Raw genomic sequence first — 14,243 nt, forward strand, 5'->3', positions numbered from 1 at the left:
TCGGATCCCTGCGCAACGCGGAGGGCTCTGACCCCGGAACCCTGGAAAAGCGATGGGGTCAGAGCCCTTCGCGGAGCGCAGGGATCCGACCCCGCAAAAAAGAACGGCGCCCCGAGGGGCGCCGTTCTGCTTCCATCCACCGCCAGGAGAGAGATGGCGGTGGCGGGAACGCGGTTGCAGGCTTAGAAGCGCTGCTGGTACTTCATGTACATGAAACGACCGATGTCGAAGCCACCGTAGTAGGTGAAGCTGCTGTTCGGCTGGCTGTACATGATCGGACCCTGGTGGTCGAACACGTTGTTCAGGCCCAGCGACACGGTGCCATCCCACGGCAGGCTGTAACGCACCTGCAGGTCGTGGAAGGTGTTGGAACCCACCTTGCGGCTCGGCTGTGCGTCGGTATACGGCGAGACGAAGTCGGCCATGTTGCAGTCCGGGCCACCGCCCAGATCGTACGAGCAGGCTTCCTTCATGCCCGAGTAGTAACGGGCGGTCCAGCCGATGCCCAGGTTGCCGTACTGCCAATCCAGGTTGAAGGTCGAACGCACGCGGAAGTCGCCGGCCCAGCCCACGCGCTGTTCCACCGGCGTGGTGGCGGCGCTGTCGTTGCGCTGCTCCAGGTAGTCGGTGTAGGTGGTGTTCCAGTTGATGGCGAACTTGCCGTACGCGGTTTCCGGCAGGCGGTAACGCACACCGATGTCATAGCCGGCGGTTTCGCGGTAGCCGGCGTTGACCAGCGAGCGATCCAGCGCCGAGACCTGGCCACGGGTGGCCGCAGCGGTGGAACGGGTGAAGCGGCCGCATGCCGAATCCACACCCTGCACGTAGCACTGGTTGAGGATGTCGGTAGCCGACTCGCCGACGATGGCGTTGTCGATGCGGATCTTCCACCAGTCCAGGCTGACATCCAGTCCCTGCACGAATTCCGGGCTGTAGACCAGGCCGACGGTCCAGGTCTTGGCGGTTTCCGGCTTCAGTTCCGGGTTGGAACCGGAGTTGAAATCGGAGGTGGCCTGCTGGCCCGGGCGGTTGGCAAGGTTGCCGTCCGAACCGGTCTGCTGACGGAAGTTGGCGGGCACGTTCAGCGCCTGGCAACGTGCCGCCACGGTCGGGCTGCTGGCGGCGATGCCGAACTTCGTATCGCACGGATCGGTGAACGAATCGCGGCTGGACACTGCGCCGCCGTAGAGATCGTCGACGGTCGGTGCACGGAAGCCGGTGCCGTAGGTGGCGCGCACCAGCAGGCTGTCGATCGGCTTCCACTTCAGGCCGAACTTGCTGTTGGTGGTCGAACCGAAGGTGTTGTAGTCGGTGTAGCGACCGGCCAGGTCCAGCGACAGCTCGCGGGCGAACGCCATGTCGGCCAGCAGCGGCACCTGCATTTCCAGGTAGACCTCGTTGAGCGAGTAATCGCCACGGGTCGGCTGGCCGGTGGTACCGGCGATCTGGCCCTTCTGCACCATCAGGTCCGGGGTGTAGCTGGCTTCTTCGCTGCGGTGCTCGAAGCCCATCGCGCCCATGATGTCACCGGCCGGCAGGGTGAACAGCGAGCCGGAGATGTTGGCGCTGGCGACCTTGGTGGTGCTGCGCATCTTGTCGACGAAGCGGGTGAACAAGTAGTCCTGCACATCCTGGTTGCCCAGCGAGCCCGGGCCGGTGTAGCCCATCGGCGCAGCCGGATTCCACGGCACGCAGCCGGCGATCACCGCACCCGGCGTACCGCAGCGGGCAACGTCGCCGTCCATGAAGGACGGGCCGACGGCCAGGTTGACGTGCGGCTGGTACATGCTGCCGGTGCCGACGCGCTCGCCTTCATTGCGGTTGTACATGTAGCTGACGTTCCAGTCCCAGTAACGCGAACCGGTTTCGAAGCTGCCTTCCAGGCCGAGGCTGGCACGCTTGGTTTCCAGCGTGTTCTCGGTACCGCGCGGCAGCTCTTCGGTGCGGTGCGAGAACAGCACGTCCTGGCCCCACTTGTTGAAGGTGCTGTCCTTGGACAGCGCAGCGCGGGTACCGTTGCGCGACTGCGCAGCCGAGACCGAGTACGGGTAGCCGGCCAGGTGCTTGGTCGACTCGCGCTTGCTGTACAGCGCGTCGGCGACGATGCGCAGGTTGTCGGTGATCGAGAAGCCGCCGTTGGCGAACACCGAGGTGCGCTCCAGGCCGCTCAGCAGGCTCATGTTGGTCTTGGCGTTGGCGCCGTCGGCCGGGTTCGGCGTGTGGAAGTTGCCAGCGCTGCTCGGGTCGCCGCCCGGGCCAACGGTCAGCGGCTTGCCACCGACGGTGACGGTGCCCCACTGGGTGGTCGGGCTCAGCGCGTCGACGTCGTCGGCGTGGCGCGGGCCGCCCGGGTAGCGGCTGAACTCGCGCGCATCGCCGAGGATTTCGTCTTCCTTGGTGCGCTCGGCACCAACGCTGAACCAGCCGCGGTCGAAGGTCTTGCCGAAGGTGGCGCTGTAGGAGCGCTTCTGGCCGTCGCCTTCACCGTACTGGCCGACATAGACGCTGGCTTCGCCACCATCGAAGTTCTTGCGGGTGATGATGTTGACCACACCGGCGATGGCGTCCGAGCCGTACAGCGCCGAAGCGCCGTCGGTCAGCACTTCCACGCGCTCGACGATGGCGGACGGAATCGAAGCCAGGTCGGAGTAACCGCCGGCGCTGACGCCCATGCGGCGGCCGCCGATCAGCACCAGGCTGCGTTCCGGGCCGAGGTTGCGCAGGCTGACATACATGCCGCCGAAATCGCGCGAGGAGCTCAGCGAGGACGAACGGCTCAGGCTCGGTGCGCCGGCTGCAGTGACGTCCTGCAGGATGTCGGCAACGTTGACGTAGCCCTTCTTCTCGATGTCGGCGCGGTTGAGTGCCACCACCGGCTGCGCGGTCTCGACACTGGCCTGGCGGATGCGCGAGCCGGTGATCTCGATGCGGTCGAGGTTGGTGGGGGTATCGCCGGCTTCCTGTGCGAAGGCGGGCGTGGTGCAGCTGGCGGCCAGCGCGATGACGATCGCGTTGCGCAGCGGGGTGGTCTTCAGGGACATCCGTGAAATCTCGTGTTTCAGAAAAAACATGCGTCCGTTCTATGGACGCGTGGGGTGCTGCAAACCAACGTGGGGGCCGGATTCTAGAGTGTTTTCATCGGTAACTGTTTGTCCGCGCGCGCTGTAACGCCGCGAAAATGAATCGCAACCAACAATCCACAGGTGCACTGTGCGCAACGTCACGCGCGTTGTGTGTGCGATGGGCAGAGGCATCGATAGCGGCACGAAACCGGCACGCTTGAGTGGTTGCAACAACGCATCGCAGTACGCACGTCGCTATCAGTTGTGGTACTCAGTCCCGCATGAAATGCTCTTCGCGTTGTCGTCGAGAGAAGGAGATGAAGGGATGAAAGGATGATCCACCTCGAAGAGGCACGCCGCCGAGTGGAGGCTGCACTTGCCACCGACGATGAGCCGGTTGTCATCACACAGGAGCATGAAGTCGTCGAAGGCTGGCTGTTCTGTTTCCAATCGCTGCGCTACCTGCAATCGGGCGAGATATCGGATGCGTTGGCCGGCAATGGACCGATCTTCGTCGACAGGCATACGGGCGAGCAGCACGCGCTGGGCACGGCATATGCACCGGAGGAAGCCCTGCGCCAGCATCTGGCCTCGCGTGCCTCGCCATCTGAAACCACGTCGGTGGACTTCTGAGTTCGGCAACGAAAAAGGGACGGAGCCTTCGCTCCGTCCCCTGCGCAACGCTCATTCCATCAATGCGTGGTGCTCAGGTCTCGCGCAGTGCCGTGGTTATCGGCAATCGTGCCGCGCGCAGCGCCGGGAACAATCCACCCACCAGGCCGATGCCCAGCGCCCACTTCAGCCCGCTCCACAGCAGTTCCGGCGATACATGGAACTTGAACACCACCGCGCTGAAGTTGCTGCCGATGGTGGACACGCTGTAGCCGTTGAACAACAACCACGCCACCGCACACCCCAGCAGGCCACCCAGCAGCGCCAACAGCATGGTTTCCAGCATCACCGCAGTCACCACCGGCAGGCCGCGGAAGCCGATCGCACGCATGGTGGCGATCTCGCGCGCGCGCGTGGCCACGGCGGCATACATGGTGTTGAGCGCGCCGAACACCGCACCCACTGCCATGATGGTGCCGATCACCTTGCCGAGGATGTCGATCAGCTTGGTCAGCCCGCCACCCTGCTTGCTGTAGTAGACGCGGGTAGTTTCCACGTCCAGCTTCAGGCGCGGATCGGCGGCGACGGCGGCCTTGAACTGCTCGAAGCCGGCCTTGCCGTCGGTGCGCACGCTGATCGACTGCCAGGCACTGCGCTGGTAGGTGGTGGCCAGCGTATCGGCGTCGGTCCACAGTTCCGAATCATGCGCATCGCCGGTGGCGAACACACCCACGACCGTCCAGGTCTGGTTGCCCAGGGTGAGCGTCTTGCCAACGTCCATGTCGCGGAACTGGCTTTTGGCACCCTGGCCGACCACGATCTCGCGCAGGCCGGCGGCGAACCGGCGGCCTTCGACGATCTTGACCTTGTCATGCACCGCCCACGCCTGCGGGCCGACGCCGCGGAACTGCGCGTTGACGTCGGTGCCATCGGCCTTGGACACCAGGTTGACCACCTGCGAGAGCTCCGGCGACAGCAGCGGCCGCCCCTGCGCATCGCGGGTGATGCCGGGCAGGGTGGACAGCGTGGGCACCTGTTCGCGGGTGATGACCGAGTTGGTCTCGGCCTGCGAACCGCCGCGCAGCACGATCGCGGTGGTGTCATCGCCGGTGTTGTTGAGCGTTGCCTGGAAGCCTTCGCCCATCGCCAGCATCGCCACCAGCACGCCGACGACGCCGGCGATGCCGACCACGATCACCGAGGACGCGCCCCAGCGCTGCGGCAGGCTGGCAATACCGATACGGGTGGCGGCCAGCGCCAGCCGTCCACTGCGGGTGAGCGCCAGCCACAGCCCCACCAGCACCGCGATGGCCAGCACGCCGATCCACGGCAGGCCGATCCACACCGCCAGGCCGACGGCCAGCAACAGCACGGTCACCGCGTTTCCCAGCCACTTCTTGAGCTTGTTCATGTCGGTGTCCTCTTCAGCGGCCGGCGAGCGCGTCGACGATCTTCAGGCGCTTGGCACGCAGTGCGGGCAGCAGCCCGACCACGATGCCGATCACCACGATCAGGACGATGCCCACCAGCCAGGTCGGCGTCGGTACGTGCGGCGGCAGCATGCCCATGCTCTTCGGGCTGATGGCCGGCAGGATCAACGCCGCCAGGCCCATGCCGAGCAGTCCACCGAGGCCGATCAGCAGCACCGATTCGACCATCACCAGGGTCAGCACGGTGCTGTCCTTGAAGCCCAGCGTCTTCAGCGTCGCCAGTTCCGGAATACGCTCGCGCACCGCCTGCGCCATGGTGTTGCCGGTCAACAGCAGCAGGGTGAAGAACACCGCGCCCATGATCGAGGTGACGATCATGCCGATGTCGGCGAACTGCTTGACGAACGCCTGCTGGAACGCCGACTCGGTCTGGGTCTTGGTTTCGTGGTCGGAGTTGGCCGAGATCGCATCGATGGCCTGCGCCACCCGCGACGACTGATCCGGATTGTCCAGCGTCACCGTGTACCAGCTCACCTGGTTCTTGATGTAGTCGTTGGATTCATCGAAGTACTTCCAGTTCATCATCAACTGGCGTTCTTCGTTGGCCGCCAGCGCGCGATCCTTCGAGCGGTAGATGCCCTTCAGTTCCAGCGGCCAGTCGTTGCTGCCGCCACGCGGGAAGATGGTGGCCTGCAGCGGGATGGTGTCGCCGACCTTCCAGCCGAACTGCTTGGCCAGCGTCTCGCCGACGATCGCACCGGTGCGGGTCTGCTGCCAGTCCTGCAGCTGCGCCGGGTCGATCTGCAGCTCGCGGTAGACATCGAAGTAGTTGGGCGCCACGGAGAAGTTGGGGAAGAAGTTCTTCGGGTCCTGGTAGATGCCACCGAACCACATGCCGTAGGTGACATCGCGCACGCCACTGACCTGGCGGATCTGCGCTTCCAGGCGGATCGGCAGCGACTGGGTGATCGACAGGCGCGAGGCTGTCACCAGCCGGTTGGCACCTTCCACACTGCCACCGGACGAGAACGCCACGCGGACCGAGTCGAGCATGCCGAACAGCAGGAACGCGGCCACCACCGACAACAGGGTCAACAGGGTGCGGGTGCGGCTGCGGAACAGCTGCGCCCATACCAACGAGAAGTATTTCATCGCTGCGGCCTCCGTCAGTGGGCCAGCGGGGCGTCGGCCAGCTCGCCCTTGTCCAGGTGCACCGTGTGGGTGGCGTACTCGGCGGCCTTCGGGTCATGGGTGACCATGATGATGGTCTTGCCGTGTTCGCGGTTGAGCTGCTGCAGCAGGCCCAGGATCTCTTCGGCGGACTGGCGGTCGAGATCGCCGGTCGGTTCGTCGCAGATCAGGAAGGTCGGGTCGGAGACGATCGCGCGGGCGATCGCCACGCGCTGCTGCTGGCCACCGGACAGTTCGTTGGGGCGATGGCTGCGGCGGTCGGCCAGGCCGACCAGGGTCAGCGCGATCTCCGCGTTGCGCTTGCGCTGCGCCGCGCTGAGGTGGGTCAGCAGCAATGGCAGTTCCACGTTCTTCTGCGCGGTCAGCATCGGCATCAGGTTGTAGAACTGGAACACGAAGCCGACGTGATGGCTGCGCCACGTCGACAGCTGGCCGCCGCTCATCTGGTCGATGCGCTCGCCTTCGATGCTGATCTCGCCGCCAGTAGGGTTGTCCAGGCCGCCGATCAGGTTGAGCAGGGTGGTCTTGCCGGAACCGGACGGGCCCATCAGCGCGACGAAATCGCCGCTGGCGATATCCAGGTCGATGCCGTGCAGCACCTGCACTTTCTCGGGGCCACGCTGGTAGGTCTTGGTGATGTTGCGCAGTGAAACCAGGGTCGACATGGGTGGTTCTCCACGGAAGGCGGGAAACGGGGAAGCGCACCGGCGGAGGCCGCAGGCGTGCGTCGAGCGGTGCTGCCGGCGGCGCCCGTGGGCGCCAGGCCGTTACTGCGCTTGTTTCTGTTGCACCTTGGCGCCATCGCGCAGGGTGTCCGGCGGGTTGACCACCACCGACTCACCCGCCCTCACGCCCTGGAGGATCTGGCGGTCCTTGCCCATCGCCTGGCCGGCTTCGACCGAGCGCTGCTGCACGCGGTTCTGGTCACCCAGCACGAAAGCCACCGAGACGCCCTCGCGCTGGACCACGGCACCGCCCGGTACGCGAACGCCTTGTGGCTTGCTGGCCGCCTGCGGCTGCGCCTGTTCCAGGAAGCTGACCCGCACGCCCATCTCCGGCACGATGCGCGGGTCTTTCACTTTCAGCGCCACCCGCACCTTCACCGTGGCCTTGCCGCGATCAGCGGTGGGAATGATGGCAATCACCTCGGCCGGGATCTTCCAGTCCGGATAGGCGTTGAGCGTGGCTTCCACCGGCATCTTCGGCTGCACGCGGCCAATGAAGGCTTCGCCGACCTCGACTTCGATCTCCAGCGATTCCATGTCGACGATGGTGCCGATGCCGGTACGGGTGAAGCCGCCGCCGGCCGAAAGCGGCGAGACGATTTCACCGGGCTGCGCGGCCTTGGCGGTGACCACACCGGAGAACGGCGCGCGCACGATGTTGTTGTCCACGCCGAGGTCGGCGATGGACAGCTGGTCGTTGGCCACCTTGACGTTGCGCCGTGCGGTTTCCAGCTGCGCACGCAGGCTGTCACGCTGGGCCACGGCCTGGTCGTACTGCGAACGCGAGACCAGTTGCTGGCCGACCAGTGCCTGCAGGCGGCTGGCCTCGGCGGCGGCCTGCTTCTGCTGGGCTTCCAGGCCGACCACCTGGCTGCGTGCGGCCTGCAGCTGCGAGGCATACAGGCTGCGCTGAGCGTCGGCATCGATCGGGTCCAGGGTGGCCATGACCTGCCCCTGTTCCACCCGCATGCCTTCTTCGATCATCACCTCGCGCACCTTGCCGGTGATCTTGGCCGACACCGTGGCCATGCGCCGGGCGACGACGTAGCCGCTGGCATCGAGCACCGAACTGCTGGCGCTGCCCTGCTGGATGGCCACGGCCGGCGCGGTGTCCACTTCCACGGTGGGCGCGCGGCCGAACAGGGCGAATGCACCGCCGGCCAGCAACACGATGATCACGACCACGGCGACCCACAGCCAGCGGCGGCCACCACTGCCACCACTGGAGGCAGGCGGCGGCGACTTGCGGTCGATACGGAGTTCCTTCAACAGCTCGGCAGAAGCGTTCATTCGTTCCATCACAGGCGTTCGGGCGGGTTTGACCGGAAGGGCAGGCAGCGGCGGTTCCGGCGGTGGAGCGTGCGGCACAGCATGAAGGCAGGTGCATCGGCGATGGCAGTGACAGCTGTCATCCGATGTCATTGACGGCGGCAACTGCGAAATGTGACCACGGCGGCACAGGATGGCAACGTCCCCGCTACCGGTACTGCCCATGGATCCGATCGCTTCGTCGCTGGCCCGCCTGCAGCAGGTGCAGGTGCGTTACCGCGACCATACCGCCCTGCACGGCATCGACCTGCAGGTCCGCGCTGGCCAGGTACTGGCCCTGCTGGGCCGCAACGGTGCCGGCAAGAGTACCGCGATCAGCGTGCTGTTGGGCCTGCGCCGCGCCGACGGCGGCCAGGTCGAGCTGCTGGGCGGCGATCCGCAGCAACGCGATCATCGGCTCGGCCTCGGCGTGATGCTGCAGAGCACCAGCCTGCCGCCGATGCTGCAGGTGGATGAACTGGTGGCGCAGGCCAGCGCCTGCTATCCGGATCCATTGCCGCTGGGCGACGTACTGCAGCGTGTGGGCCTGCAGGGCCTTGCCCGGCGTCGCTATGGCCAGCTGTCCGGCGGGCAGCAGCGCTGCGTGCAGTTCGCCATCGCCATCTGCGGCCGCCCACGCGTGCTGTTCCTCGATGAGCCCACCACCGGCCTGGACATCCAAGCGCGGCAGGCGATGTGGCAGGCGATCCGGCAACTGGTGGCCGAAGGCTGCGGCGTGCTGCTGACCACCCACTACCTGGAAGAAGCCGAGGCGCTGGCGCAACGGGTGGTGGTGCTGGAGCAGGGCAGGGTAGTGGCCGATGCGCCGCTGTCCGAACTGCGCCTGGCCGACCGCCCGCGACGCATCCGCTGCCGCAGCACGCTGGCCGCCGATGAAGTGCAGCACTGGCCCGGCGTCCAGCAGGTGCAGCGCGACGGAGAACATCTGCAGGTGCTGGCCAGCCCGGCCGAGCCGGTGGTGGCCCGCCTGCTGGCCGCCGATGCGCAGCTGCGAGAACTGGAAGTACAGGGCGCGGCACTGGCCGACGCCTTCCTCGACCTGACCCGGGAGGCCGCATGAACACCTTGACCCGTCCCACCGCCGCCGGTGCCGCGCCCTCGGTCTGGCGTGCCCTGCGTCCGTATCGCGCCGAACTGCTGGCCGAGCTGCGTCGCGCCTGGCGCTCGCCGTCGTTCGTGCTGCCCTCGTTGTTGTTCCCGGTGCTGTTCTACCTGTTGTTCGGCGTACTGCTGGGCCGTGGCCACGCGCCGGTCTATCTGCTGGCGACTTATTGCGTGTTCGGCGCGATGGCGCCCTCGCTGTTTGGCTTCGGCGTGCAGCTGGCGCTGGACCGCGAAGGCGGCCTGCTGACCCTCAAGCGCGCGCTGCCGCTGCCTGCCGCAGCGCCGCTGCTGGCGCGGTTGGCAATGGCCCTGCTGTTCGCGGTGCTGATCGCCGCGATGCTGATGGCGGTGGCGTGCCTCTTCGGCGGCGTGCAGCTGCAGCCGGTGCAGGTACTGCAGCTGCTGGCCGTGGCGGCGTTTGCGGCATTGCCGCTGGGATCGATCGGCCTGCTGATCGGCAGCCATGTCGGCGCCAGCGCGGCACCGGCCATCGTCAACCTGGTCTACCTGCCGCTGGCCCTGCTGTCCGGGCTGTGGCTGCCGTTGTCGGCATTGCCGACGGTGTTTTCGACGCTGGCGCCGCTGTGGCCGACCTGGCACCTGGCGCAGCTGGCCCTGCCCATTCTTGACCAGCCGGCACGTGGCGGTACCGTTGGCCATCTGCTGGTGTTGCTGGGTGCGAGTGCGGTCGCACTGCTGCTGGCGCGTCGTCGCCTGCGCCGGGTCGGCTGAACTGGCATGATCGGCAGCGATCGTCCCCGCCTGGAATCTTCCGTGCCACCGAGCTGGCTTGCGTCCCTGCTGCGCCCCGCACCGGATTCGGCAGTGGCCGAACTGCTGCGGCGAGGCAAGTCGCCCTGGAGTGGCGCGATCCATCTGCTGTGGTCGGTCTGGATCTTCCTCACCCCGGTGCTCGGCAATGGCTTCACGCTGCGCTGGTTGTTGCTGACGCTGGCCAGCTATCCGTTGTTCCTGCTGTTCTATGCCAAGGTGATGCTGGCGCCACGGCACCACGCCTGGCGCTACGCGCTGGGCATGATTGCGATGGCCCTGGTACTGCTGCCGTGGTATCCGTCGGGACTGAGCTACTTCGTGTTCGGCTGCGTGATGATCCGCATGAGCAGCCGCGGCGGCTGGTGGGTGTACCTGTTGCAGCTCACTGGCCTGAATCTGCTGTTCTGCAGCACCGCGCTCTACTTCGGTTATCCGTGGCAGGCCATGGTGTGGATGCCGGCGGTGTCGTTCATTGTCGGCCTGGTGGTGAACGTGGAGGCCTTGAGCCATCAGCGCGACGTTGCCCTGCAGCTGTCCCAGGATGAGGTGCGGCGCCTGGCGACCACCGCCGAGCGCGAGCGCATCGGCCGTGATCTGCATGACCTGCTGGGGCATACGCTGTCATTGATCACGCTGAAGCTGGAACTGGCGCGCAAGCTGTACGACCGCGATGACGCGCGTGCCCGGCAGGAAATCGGCGAGGCCGAGGACATCGCGCGCGAGGCGCTGGCACAGGTACGCAGTGCGGTCACCGGCATCCGCGCCAGCGACCTGGCCGGCGAACTGGCCTCGGCTCGCCTGCTGCTGGAATGCCAACAGGTACACCTGCAGTACATGCCGCCGCCGCCGATGCCAGTGGAGGTAGAGCGTGGGCTGGCACTGGTGCTGCGCGAGGCGGCGACCAACATCGTGCGCCACGCGCAGGCGACCCGGGTGCAGGTGGATTTCGTGCTTGAGGACCGACAGTTGGCAATGCAGATACGCGATGACGGCCGTGGCGGCGTGCAGGCCGAGGGCAATGGACTGTGTGGCATGCGTGAGCGGGCAGCGGCGCTGGGTGGCCAGTTGACGCTGCAGTCGCCACGCGGGGAGGGCACGCTGCTGACCGTGCGCGTGCCCCTGGTGGCCGCGACTACGCCGCTGTCGCCGCCATCGCTGGCACAGGGAGGCGCGGCATGATCCGCATCCTGCTGGCCGAGGATCAGGCGATGGTGCGCGGCGCATTGTCGGCGTTGCTGGGCCTGGAGCCGGATATCGAGGTACTGGGCAGTGCTGCCGACGGCGAAGCCGCCTGGCGCATGCTGCAGCAGCTGCAGCCGGACATCCTGGTCACCGACATTGAAATGCCCGGGCTGAGCGGGCTGGAGCTGGCCCAGCGCATCGCCCGCCATGAACTGCCGATCAAGGTGGTGATCGTGACCACCTTCGCCCGCGCCGGTTTCCTGCGCCGTGCGCTGGAAGCGGGCGTGCTGGGTTATCTATTAAAGGATGCACCGGCAGAGAACCTGGCCGAGGCGCTGCGCAAGGTGAAGCAGGGGATCCGCGCGATCGACCCGCAGCTGGCCTTGGATGCCTGGTCGCAGGCCGACCCGTTGACCGACCGCGAGCGCCGCGTGCTGCGCCTGGCGGGCGAGGGCCGCACCGCCAGCGAGATCGCCGAGCAGCTGGGGCTGTCGCACGGCACAGTGCGCAATTACCTGTCCGAATGCATCGGCAAGCTGGGCGTGGCCAACCGGATCGAGGCGTACCGGCTGGCGCGGCAGAAGGGGTGGTTGTAGTAGCGTGCGCCGACGCACCGGTAGCGCCGGGCCATGCCCGGCGGGTCATTTCCGCGACCGCGGAGGGGTGTCACTTTCTTGCTCGTGCAAGAAAGTAACCAAAGAACACGCCGCCAGGTCGCGAGCCGGTGCTGCGCACCGGTGCCCTGCGCTTCTCGGTGAATCAGGGGACGGCGCCGAACTCGCTGCGCTCAGACATCGGCGCCTCTACGCCCCTGATTCCCCTGCGATGCTCGGCTCGCTAGAAGGCGGACCCAACGTCAAACGCCAGACCTGCACCCAGTAGATCCACGCCATGCGTGGATGCTGTCGCTGTTGCCCTCCCGTCCGCCTTGAGCGAGCCGAGCACCGCAGGTCCGGCGAGGGCGCAGAGGCGCGGGTGTCTGAGCGCAGCGAGTTCCCGCGCCGTCCCTCGACGGGCCGAGGAGCGCAGGGCACCGGCGTGCGAAGCACGTCGGCTCGCGACCTGGCGGCGTGTTTCTTTGGTTACTTTCTTTGCACGAGCAAAGAAAGTGACACCCCCCGCAGTCGCGGAAACGATCCGCCGGGAACTCCCGGCGAACCCTTTCAATCCTTCCCGCGTGCCATCGCCTGGAACACGGCATCGCGGCGCACCCACAGGTGGAACAACGCCGCACCCACATGCATCAGCACCGTGGCGAACAACACATAGGCCAGCAGGCTGTGCGCATTGCGCAGCGCGGCGTACAGCGCCGGGGTGTGCGGCACGATCGGTGGCAGGTGCAGGCTACCGCCCAGCACGATCGGGTAGCCGCCGGCCGACAGCATCGCCCAGCCGATCAGCGGCATCGCCAGCATCAACGCGTACAGCATCCAGTGCGAGGCCTTCGCCGCCAGCACCTGCCACGCCGGAAGATCCGCCGGCAGCGGCGGTGGGCGATGGCGCAGGCGGTTGTACAGGCGCAGCACCACCAGCAGCAGGATGGCGATGCCCAGCGGCCGGTGCAGGTCGATCAGCAGGGGGCGCAGGTGCAGCGAGGCGACCATGGTCACGCCGATGAAAAGCATCGCGATGATCATCAACGCCATGGACCAGTGCAGCACCCGGGCGAGCAGGTTGAAGTGGCCGTTGCCGGTGTTCATTGCGCAGCCTCCTTCGGTTGCTCGACGTTGCCGCTGGCGCGCTCGCGTTCGCGGCGGTTGAACGACTGCGAATACACCGCAGAGCGCGCCGCCAGGATCGGGTCATCACTGCCGCGCACGCCGCTGGGCACGATCAGCGGATCGAAGTTGAGCTGGCCGCAGGCGCCTTCTTCCTGCGACTGCATGCGGTCGAGGCTGAGCACACCGGCCACCACCTGTTCGCGCGATTCCGGCCACGGCACCGAGGGATCATCGATGGCATCACCGGGCGCGGCCAGGCTGACCACCAGGTTCCAGCGCACCGGGCCGCTGGCCAGGCGCTGCTGCAGTTCCTGGCTGAGGAAATCGACGTTGGCCTGCTTGCGTGCGTCCGCATCCATCTCCACCAGCGGCGCCTGCGGCTGCCAGCGCCAGCGCACCGCACGTTTCTGGCCCTGCGCGTTGGTGAACCAGAAGCTGTTGACGCTGTTGAAGGTGGTGTTGGCCCAGCTGCTGGTCCACGGTGCGCTCTTGGCCCACTGCTGGAACGCCTGCGCGCTGGGGTATTTCGTCAGCACGGCGGCCATCTTCTGCGGGTCGGGCTTGCCGGTGGCCGGGTCCGGAATCTGCGCTCGGGTCTGCTCGTAGAAGGCTTCGGCGTCGGGCACGGCGAAGAACGGGAAGCTGTTCATCGCCATCCGCCATTCCTGCCCGTCATCGCCGACCAGCTGCACGGCGATGCTGCGTACCCGTGCGGTGTTGTCGGCGCCGTAGGGGTCACCGCCGCCGATCGACAGCCGGCCCATCACCGGTACCTTAGCCTGCGAGAACACCCGTGCACTGGACAGTGTGGGCGCCTGCGCGCTGGGTTCGAACCAACCGCTCACACACACACCCTTGCTGTGTGCGCGGCGGAAGCCGGGATGCGCAGGGCCGGTGGCCTCGATGGTGTCGGTGAAGCGCTGTGCGGTCAGCCGGTCGCGGCCGATCCAGCCGGCCAACCAGGCGAAAGCGAGGGCGACGACGCCCAGGATCAGCGCGATCAGCGCGATCCAGGGCAGCGGTGAATGCCTGCGTGGTGACTGCGGCCCTTGGCCGGCACGGGTGTAGCGGAAGAGCGACATGGTCGGAGTCCTGCCTTCACGGACGTGTGGG

Annotated in this window: 12 protein-coding genes; 5 read left to right on the plus strand and 7 right to left on the minus strand. The window is 66.8% G+C overall.

Features of this window, described 5'->3' with window-relative positions:
* Nucleotides 1-182: 182 nt before the first annotated feature.
* Entirely contained in the window at nt 183-3,041 is a 2,859-nt protein-coding gene (locus ACFX4F_RS06960; protein ID WP_380653536.1) for a TonB-dependent receptor domain-containing protein, read from the minus strand.
* Between the two features lie 354 nt (nt 3,042-3,395).
* Between ACFX4F_RS06960 and ACFX4F_RS06965 the strand changes: the two genes are divergently transcribed.
* Entirely contained in the window at nt 3,396-3,695 is a 300-nt protein-coding gene (locus tag ACFX4F_RS06965) for a YrhB domain-containing protein (protein WP_380653539.1), read from the plus strand.
* 73 nt (nt 3,696-3,768) lie between these two features.
* Here the strand turns inward: ACFX4F_RS06965 and ACFX4F_RS06970 are convergent, their stop codons facing one another.
* The 4 genes from ACFX4F_RS06970 to ACFX4F_RS06985 all read right to left on the minus strand — a co-directional run bounded on the left by ACFX4F_RS06970 (nt 3,769) and on the right by ACFX4F_RS06985 (nt 8,310).
* Nucleotides 3,769-5,085 carry an ABC transporter permease gene (locus tag ACFX4F_RS06970; protein WP_089241407.1) on the minus strand — a complete coding sequence of 439 codons (1,317 nt, stop codon included), beginning with the start codon at nt 5,083-5,085 and terminating at the stop codon, nt 3,769-3,771.
* Nucleotides 5,086-5,098: 13 nt separating this feature from the next.
* Nucleotides 5,099-6,256: an ABC transporter permease gene (locus ACFX4F_RS06975; RefSeq protein ID WP_099819632.1), complete on the minus strand. Its 1,158-nt coding sequence runs from the start codon at nt 6,254-6,256 to the stop codon at nt 5,099-5,101.
* Nucleotides 6,257-6,270: 14 nt separating this feature from the next.
* Nucleotides 6,271-6,960 (minus strand): ABC transporter ATP-binding protein, encoded by a 690-nt coding sequence (locus ACFX4F_RS06980; RefSeq protein WP_025878346.1) that lies wholly within the window; start codon nt 6,958-6,960, stop codon nt 6,271-6,273.
* Between the two features lie 102 nt (nt 6,961-7,062).
* Nucleotides 7,063-8,310, minus strand: a complete 1,248-nt coding sequence (locus tag ACFX4F_RS06985) for an efflux RND transporter periplasmic adaptor subunit (RefSeq protein ID WP_380653544.1) — start codon at nt 8,308-8,310, stop codon at nt 7,063-7,065.
* A gap of 202 nt (nt 8,311-8,512) precedes the next feature.
* Here ACFX4F_RS06985 and ACFX4F_RS06990 point away from each other — a divergent pair, with 202 nt between their 5' ends.
* The 4 genes from ACFX4F_RS06990 to ACFX4F_RS07005 are packed head-to-tail and all read left to right on the plus strand — an operon-like array spanning nt 8,513 to nt 12,005.
* Complete coding sequence (locus ACFX4F_RS06990) at nt 8,513-9,409, plus strand: ABC transporter ATP-binding protein (RefSeq protein ID WP_380653547.1); 897 nt, start codon at nt 8,513-8,515, stop codon at nt 9,407-9,409.
* Nucleotides 9,406-10,185, plus strand: coding sequence for an ABC transporter permease (locus ACFX4F_RS06995; RefSeq protein ID WP_380653550.1), 780 nt, complete (start codon nt 9,406-9,408; stop codon nt 10,183-10,185). Before ACFX4F_RS06990 ends, ACFX4F_RS06995 begins: the two co-directional genes overlap by 4 nt.
* A 6-nt stretch (nt 10,186-10,191) precedes the next feature.
* The gene (locus ACFX4F_RS07000) at nt 10,192-11,406 is read left to right on the plus strand and encodes a sensor histidine kinase (protein ID WP_380653553.1); all 1,215 of its coding nucleotides are present in this window, start codon (nt 10,192-10,194) and stop codon (nt 11,404-11,406) included.
* On the plus strand, nt 11,403-12,005 hold the full coding sequence (locus ACFX4F_RS07005) for a response regulator transcription factor (protein WP_025878350.1): 603 nt from the start codon (nt 11,403-11,405) through the stop codon (nt 12,003-12,005). Before ACFX4F_RS07000 ends, ACFX4F_RS07005 begins: the two co-directional genes overlap by 4 nt.
* Before the next feature lie 567 nt (nt 12,006-12,572).
* Here ACFX4F_RS07005 and ACFX4F_RS07010 read toward each other — a convergent pair.
* Entirely contained in the window at nt 12,573-13,109 is a 537-nt protein-coding gene (locus ACFX4F_RS07010) for a cytochrome b (RefSeq protein ID WP_380653557.1), read from the minus strand.
* Nucleotides 13,106-14,212: a catalase family peroxidase gene (locus ACFX4F_RS07015; protein ID WP_380653560.1), complete on the minus strand. Its 1,107-nt coding sequence runs from the start codon at nt 14,210-14,212 to the stop codon at nt 13,106-13,108. The genes ACFX4F_RS07010 and ACFX4F_RS07015 overlap by 4 nt, the downstream gene beginning before the upstream one ends.
* Nucleotides 14,213-14,243: the final 31 nt, after the last annotated feature.

It is taken from the genome of Stenotrophomonas sp. YIM B13575 (assembly GCF_042787595.1).
Lineage (GTDB): Bacteria > Pseudomonadota > Gammaproteobacteria > Xanthomonadales > Xanthomonadaceae > Stenotrophomonas > Stenotrophomonas lactitubi_B.

What these genes read in the sequence shown, in the direction of transcription:
- ACFX4F_RS07015 (WP_380653560.1), bottom strand. Translation starts at nt 14,212, where the DNA reads ATGTCGCTCTTCCGCTACACCCGTGCCGGCCAAGGGCCGCAGTCACCA.
- ACFX4F_RS06960 (WP_380653536.1), bottom strand. Translation starts at nt 3,041, where the DNA reads ATGTCCCTGAAGACCACCCCGCTGCGCAACGCGATCGTCATCGCGCTG.
- ACFX4F_RS06985 (WP_380653544.1), bottom strand. Translation starts at nt 8,310, where the DNA reads ATGAACGCTTCTGCCGAGCTGTTGAAGGAACTCCGTATCGACCGCAAG.
- ACFX4F_RS06980 (WP_025878346.1), bottom strand. Translation starts at nt 6,960, where the DNA reads ATGTCGACCCTGGTTTCACTGCGCAACATCACCAAGACCTACCAGCGT.
- ACFX4F_RS06995 (WP_380653550.1), top strand. Translation starts at nt 9,406, where the DNA reads ATGAACACCTTGACCCGTCCCACCGCCGCCGGTGCCGCGCCCTCGGTC.
- ACFX4F_RS07010 (WP_380653557.1), bottom strand. Translation starts at nt 13,109, where the DNA reads ATGAACACCGGCAACGGCCACTTCAACCTGCTCGCCCGGGTGCTGCAC.
- ACFX4F_RS06970 (WP_089241407.1), bottom strand. Translation starts at nt 5,085, where the DNA reads ATGAACAAGCTCAAGAAGTGGCTGGGAAACGCGGTGACCGTGCTGTTG.
- ACFX4F_RS07005 (WP_025878350.1), top strand. Translation starts at nt 11,403, where the DNA reads ATGATCCGCATCCTGCTGGCCGAGGATCAGGCGATGGTGCGCGGCGCA.
- ACFX4F_RS06975 (WP_099819632.1), bottom strand. Translation starts at nt 6,256, where the DNA reads ATGAAATACTTCTCGTTGGTATGGGCGCAGCTGTTCCGCAGCCGCACC.
- ACFX4F_RS07000 (WP_380653553.1), top strand. Translation starts at nt 10,192, where the DNA reads ATGATCGGCAGCGATCGTCCCCGCCTGGAATCTTCCGTGCCACCGAGC.
- ACFX4F_RS06965 (WP_380653539.1), top strand. Translation starts at nt 3,396, where the DNA reads ATGATCCACCTCGAAGAGGCACGCCGCCGAGTGGAGGCTGCACTTGCC.
- ACFX4F_RS06990 (WP_380653547.1), top strand. Translation starts at nt 8,513, where the DNA reads ATGGATCCGATCGCTTCGTCGCTGGCCCGCCTGCAGCAGGTGCAGGTG.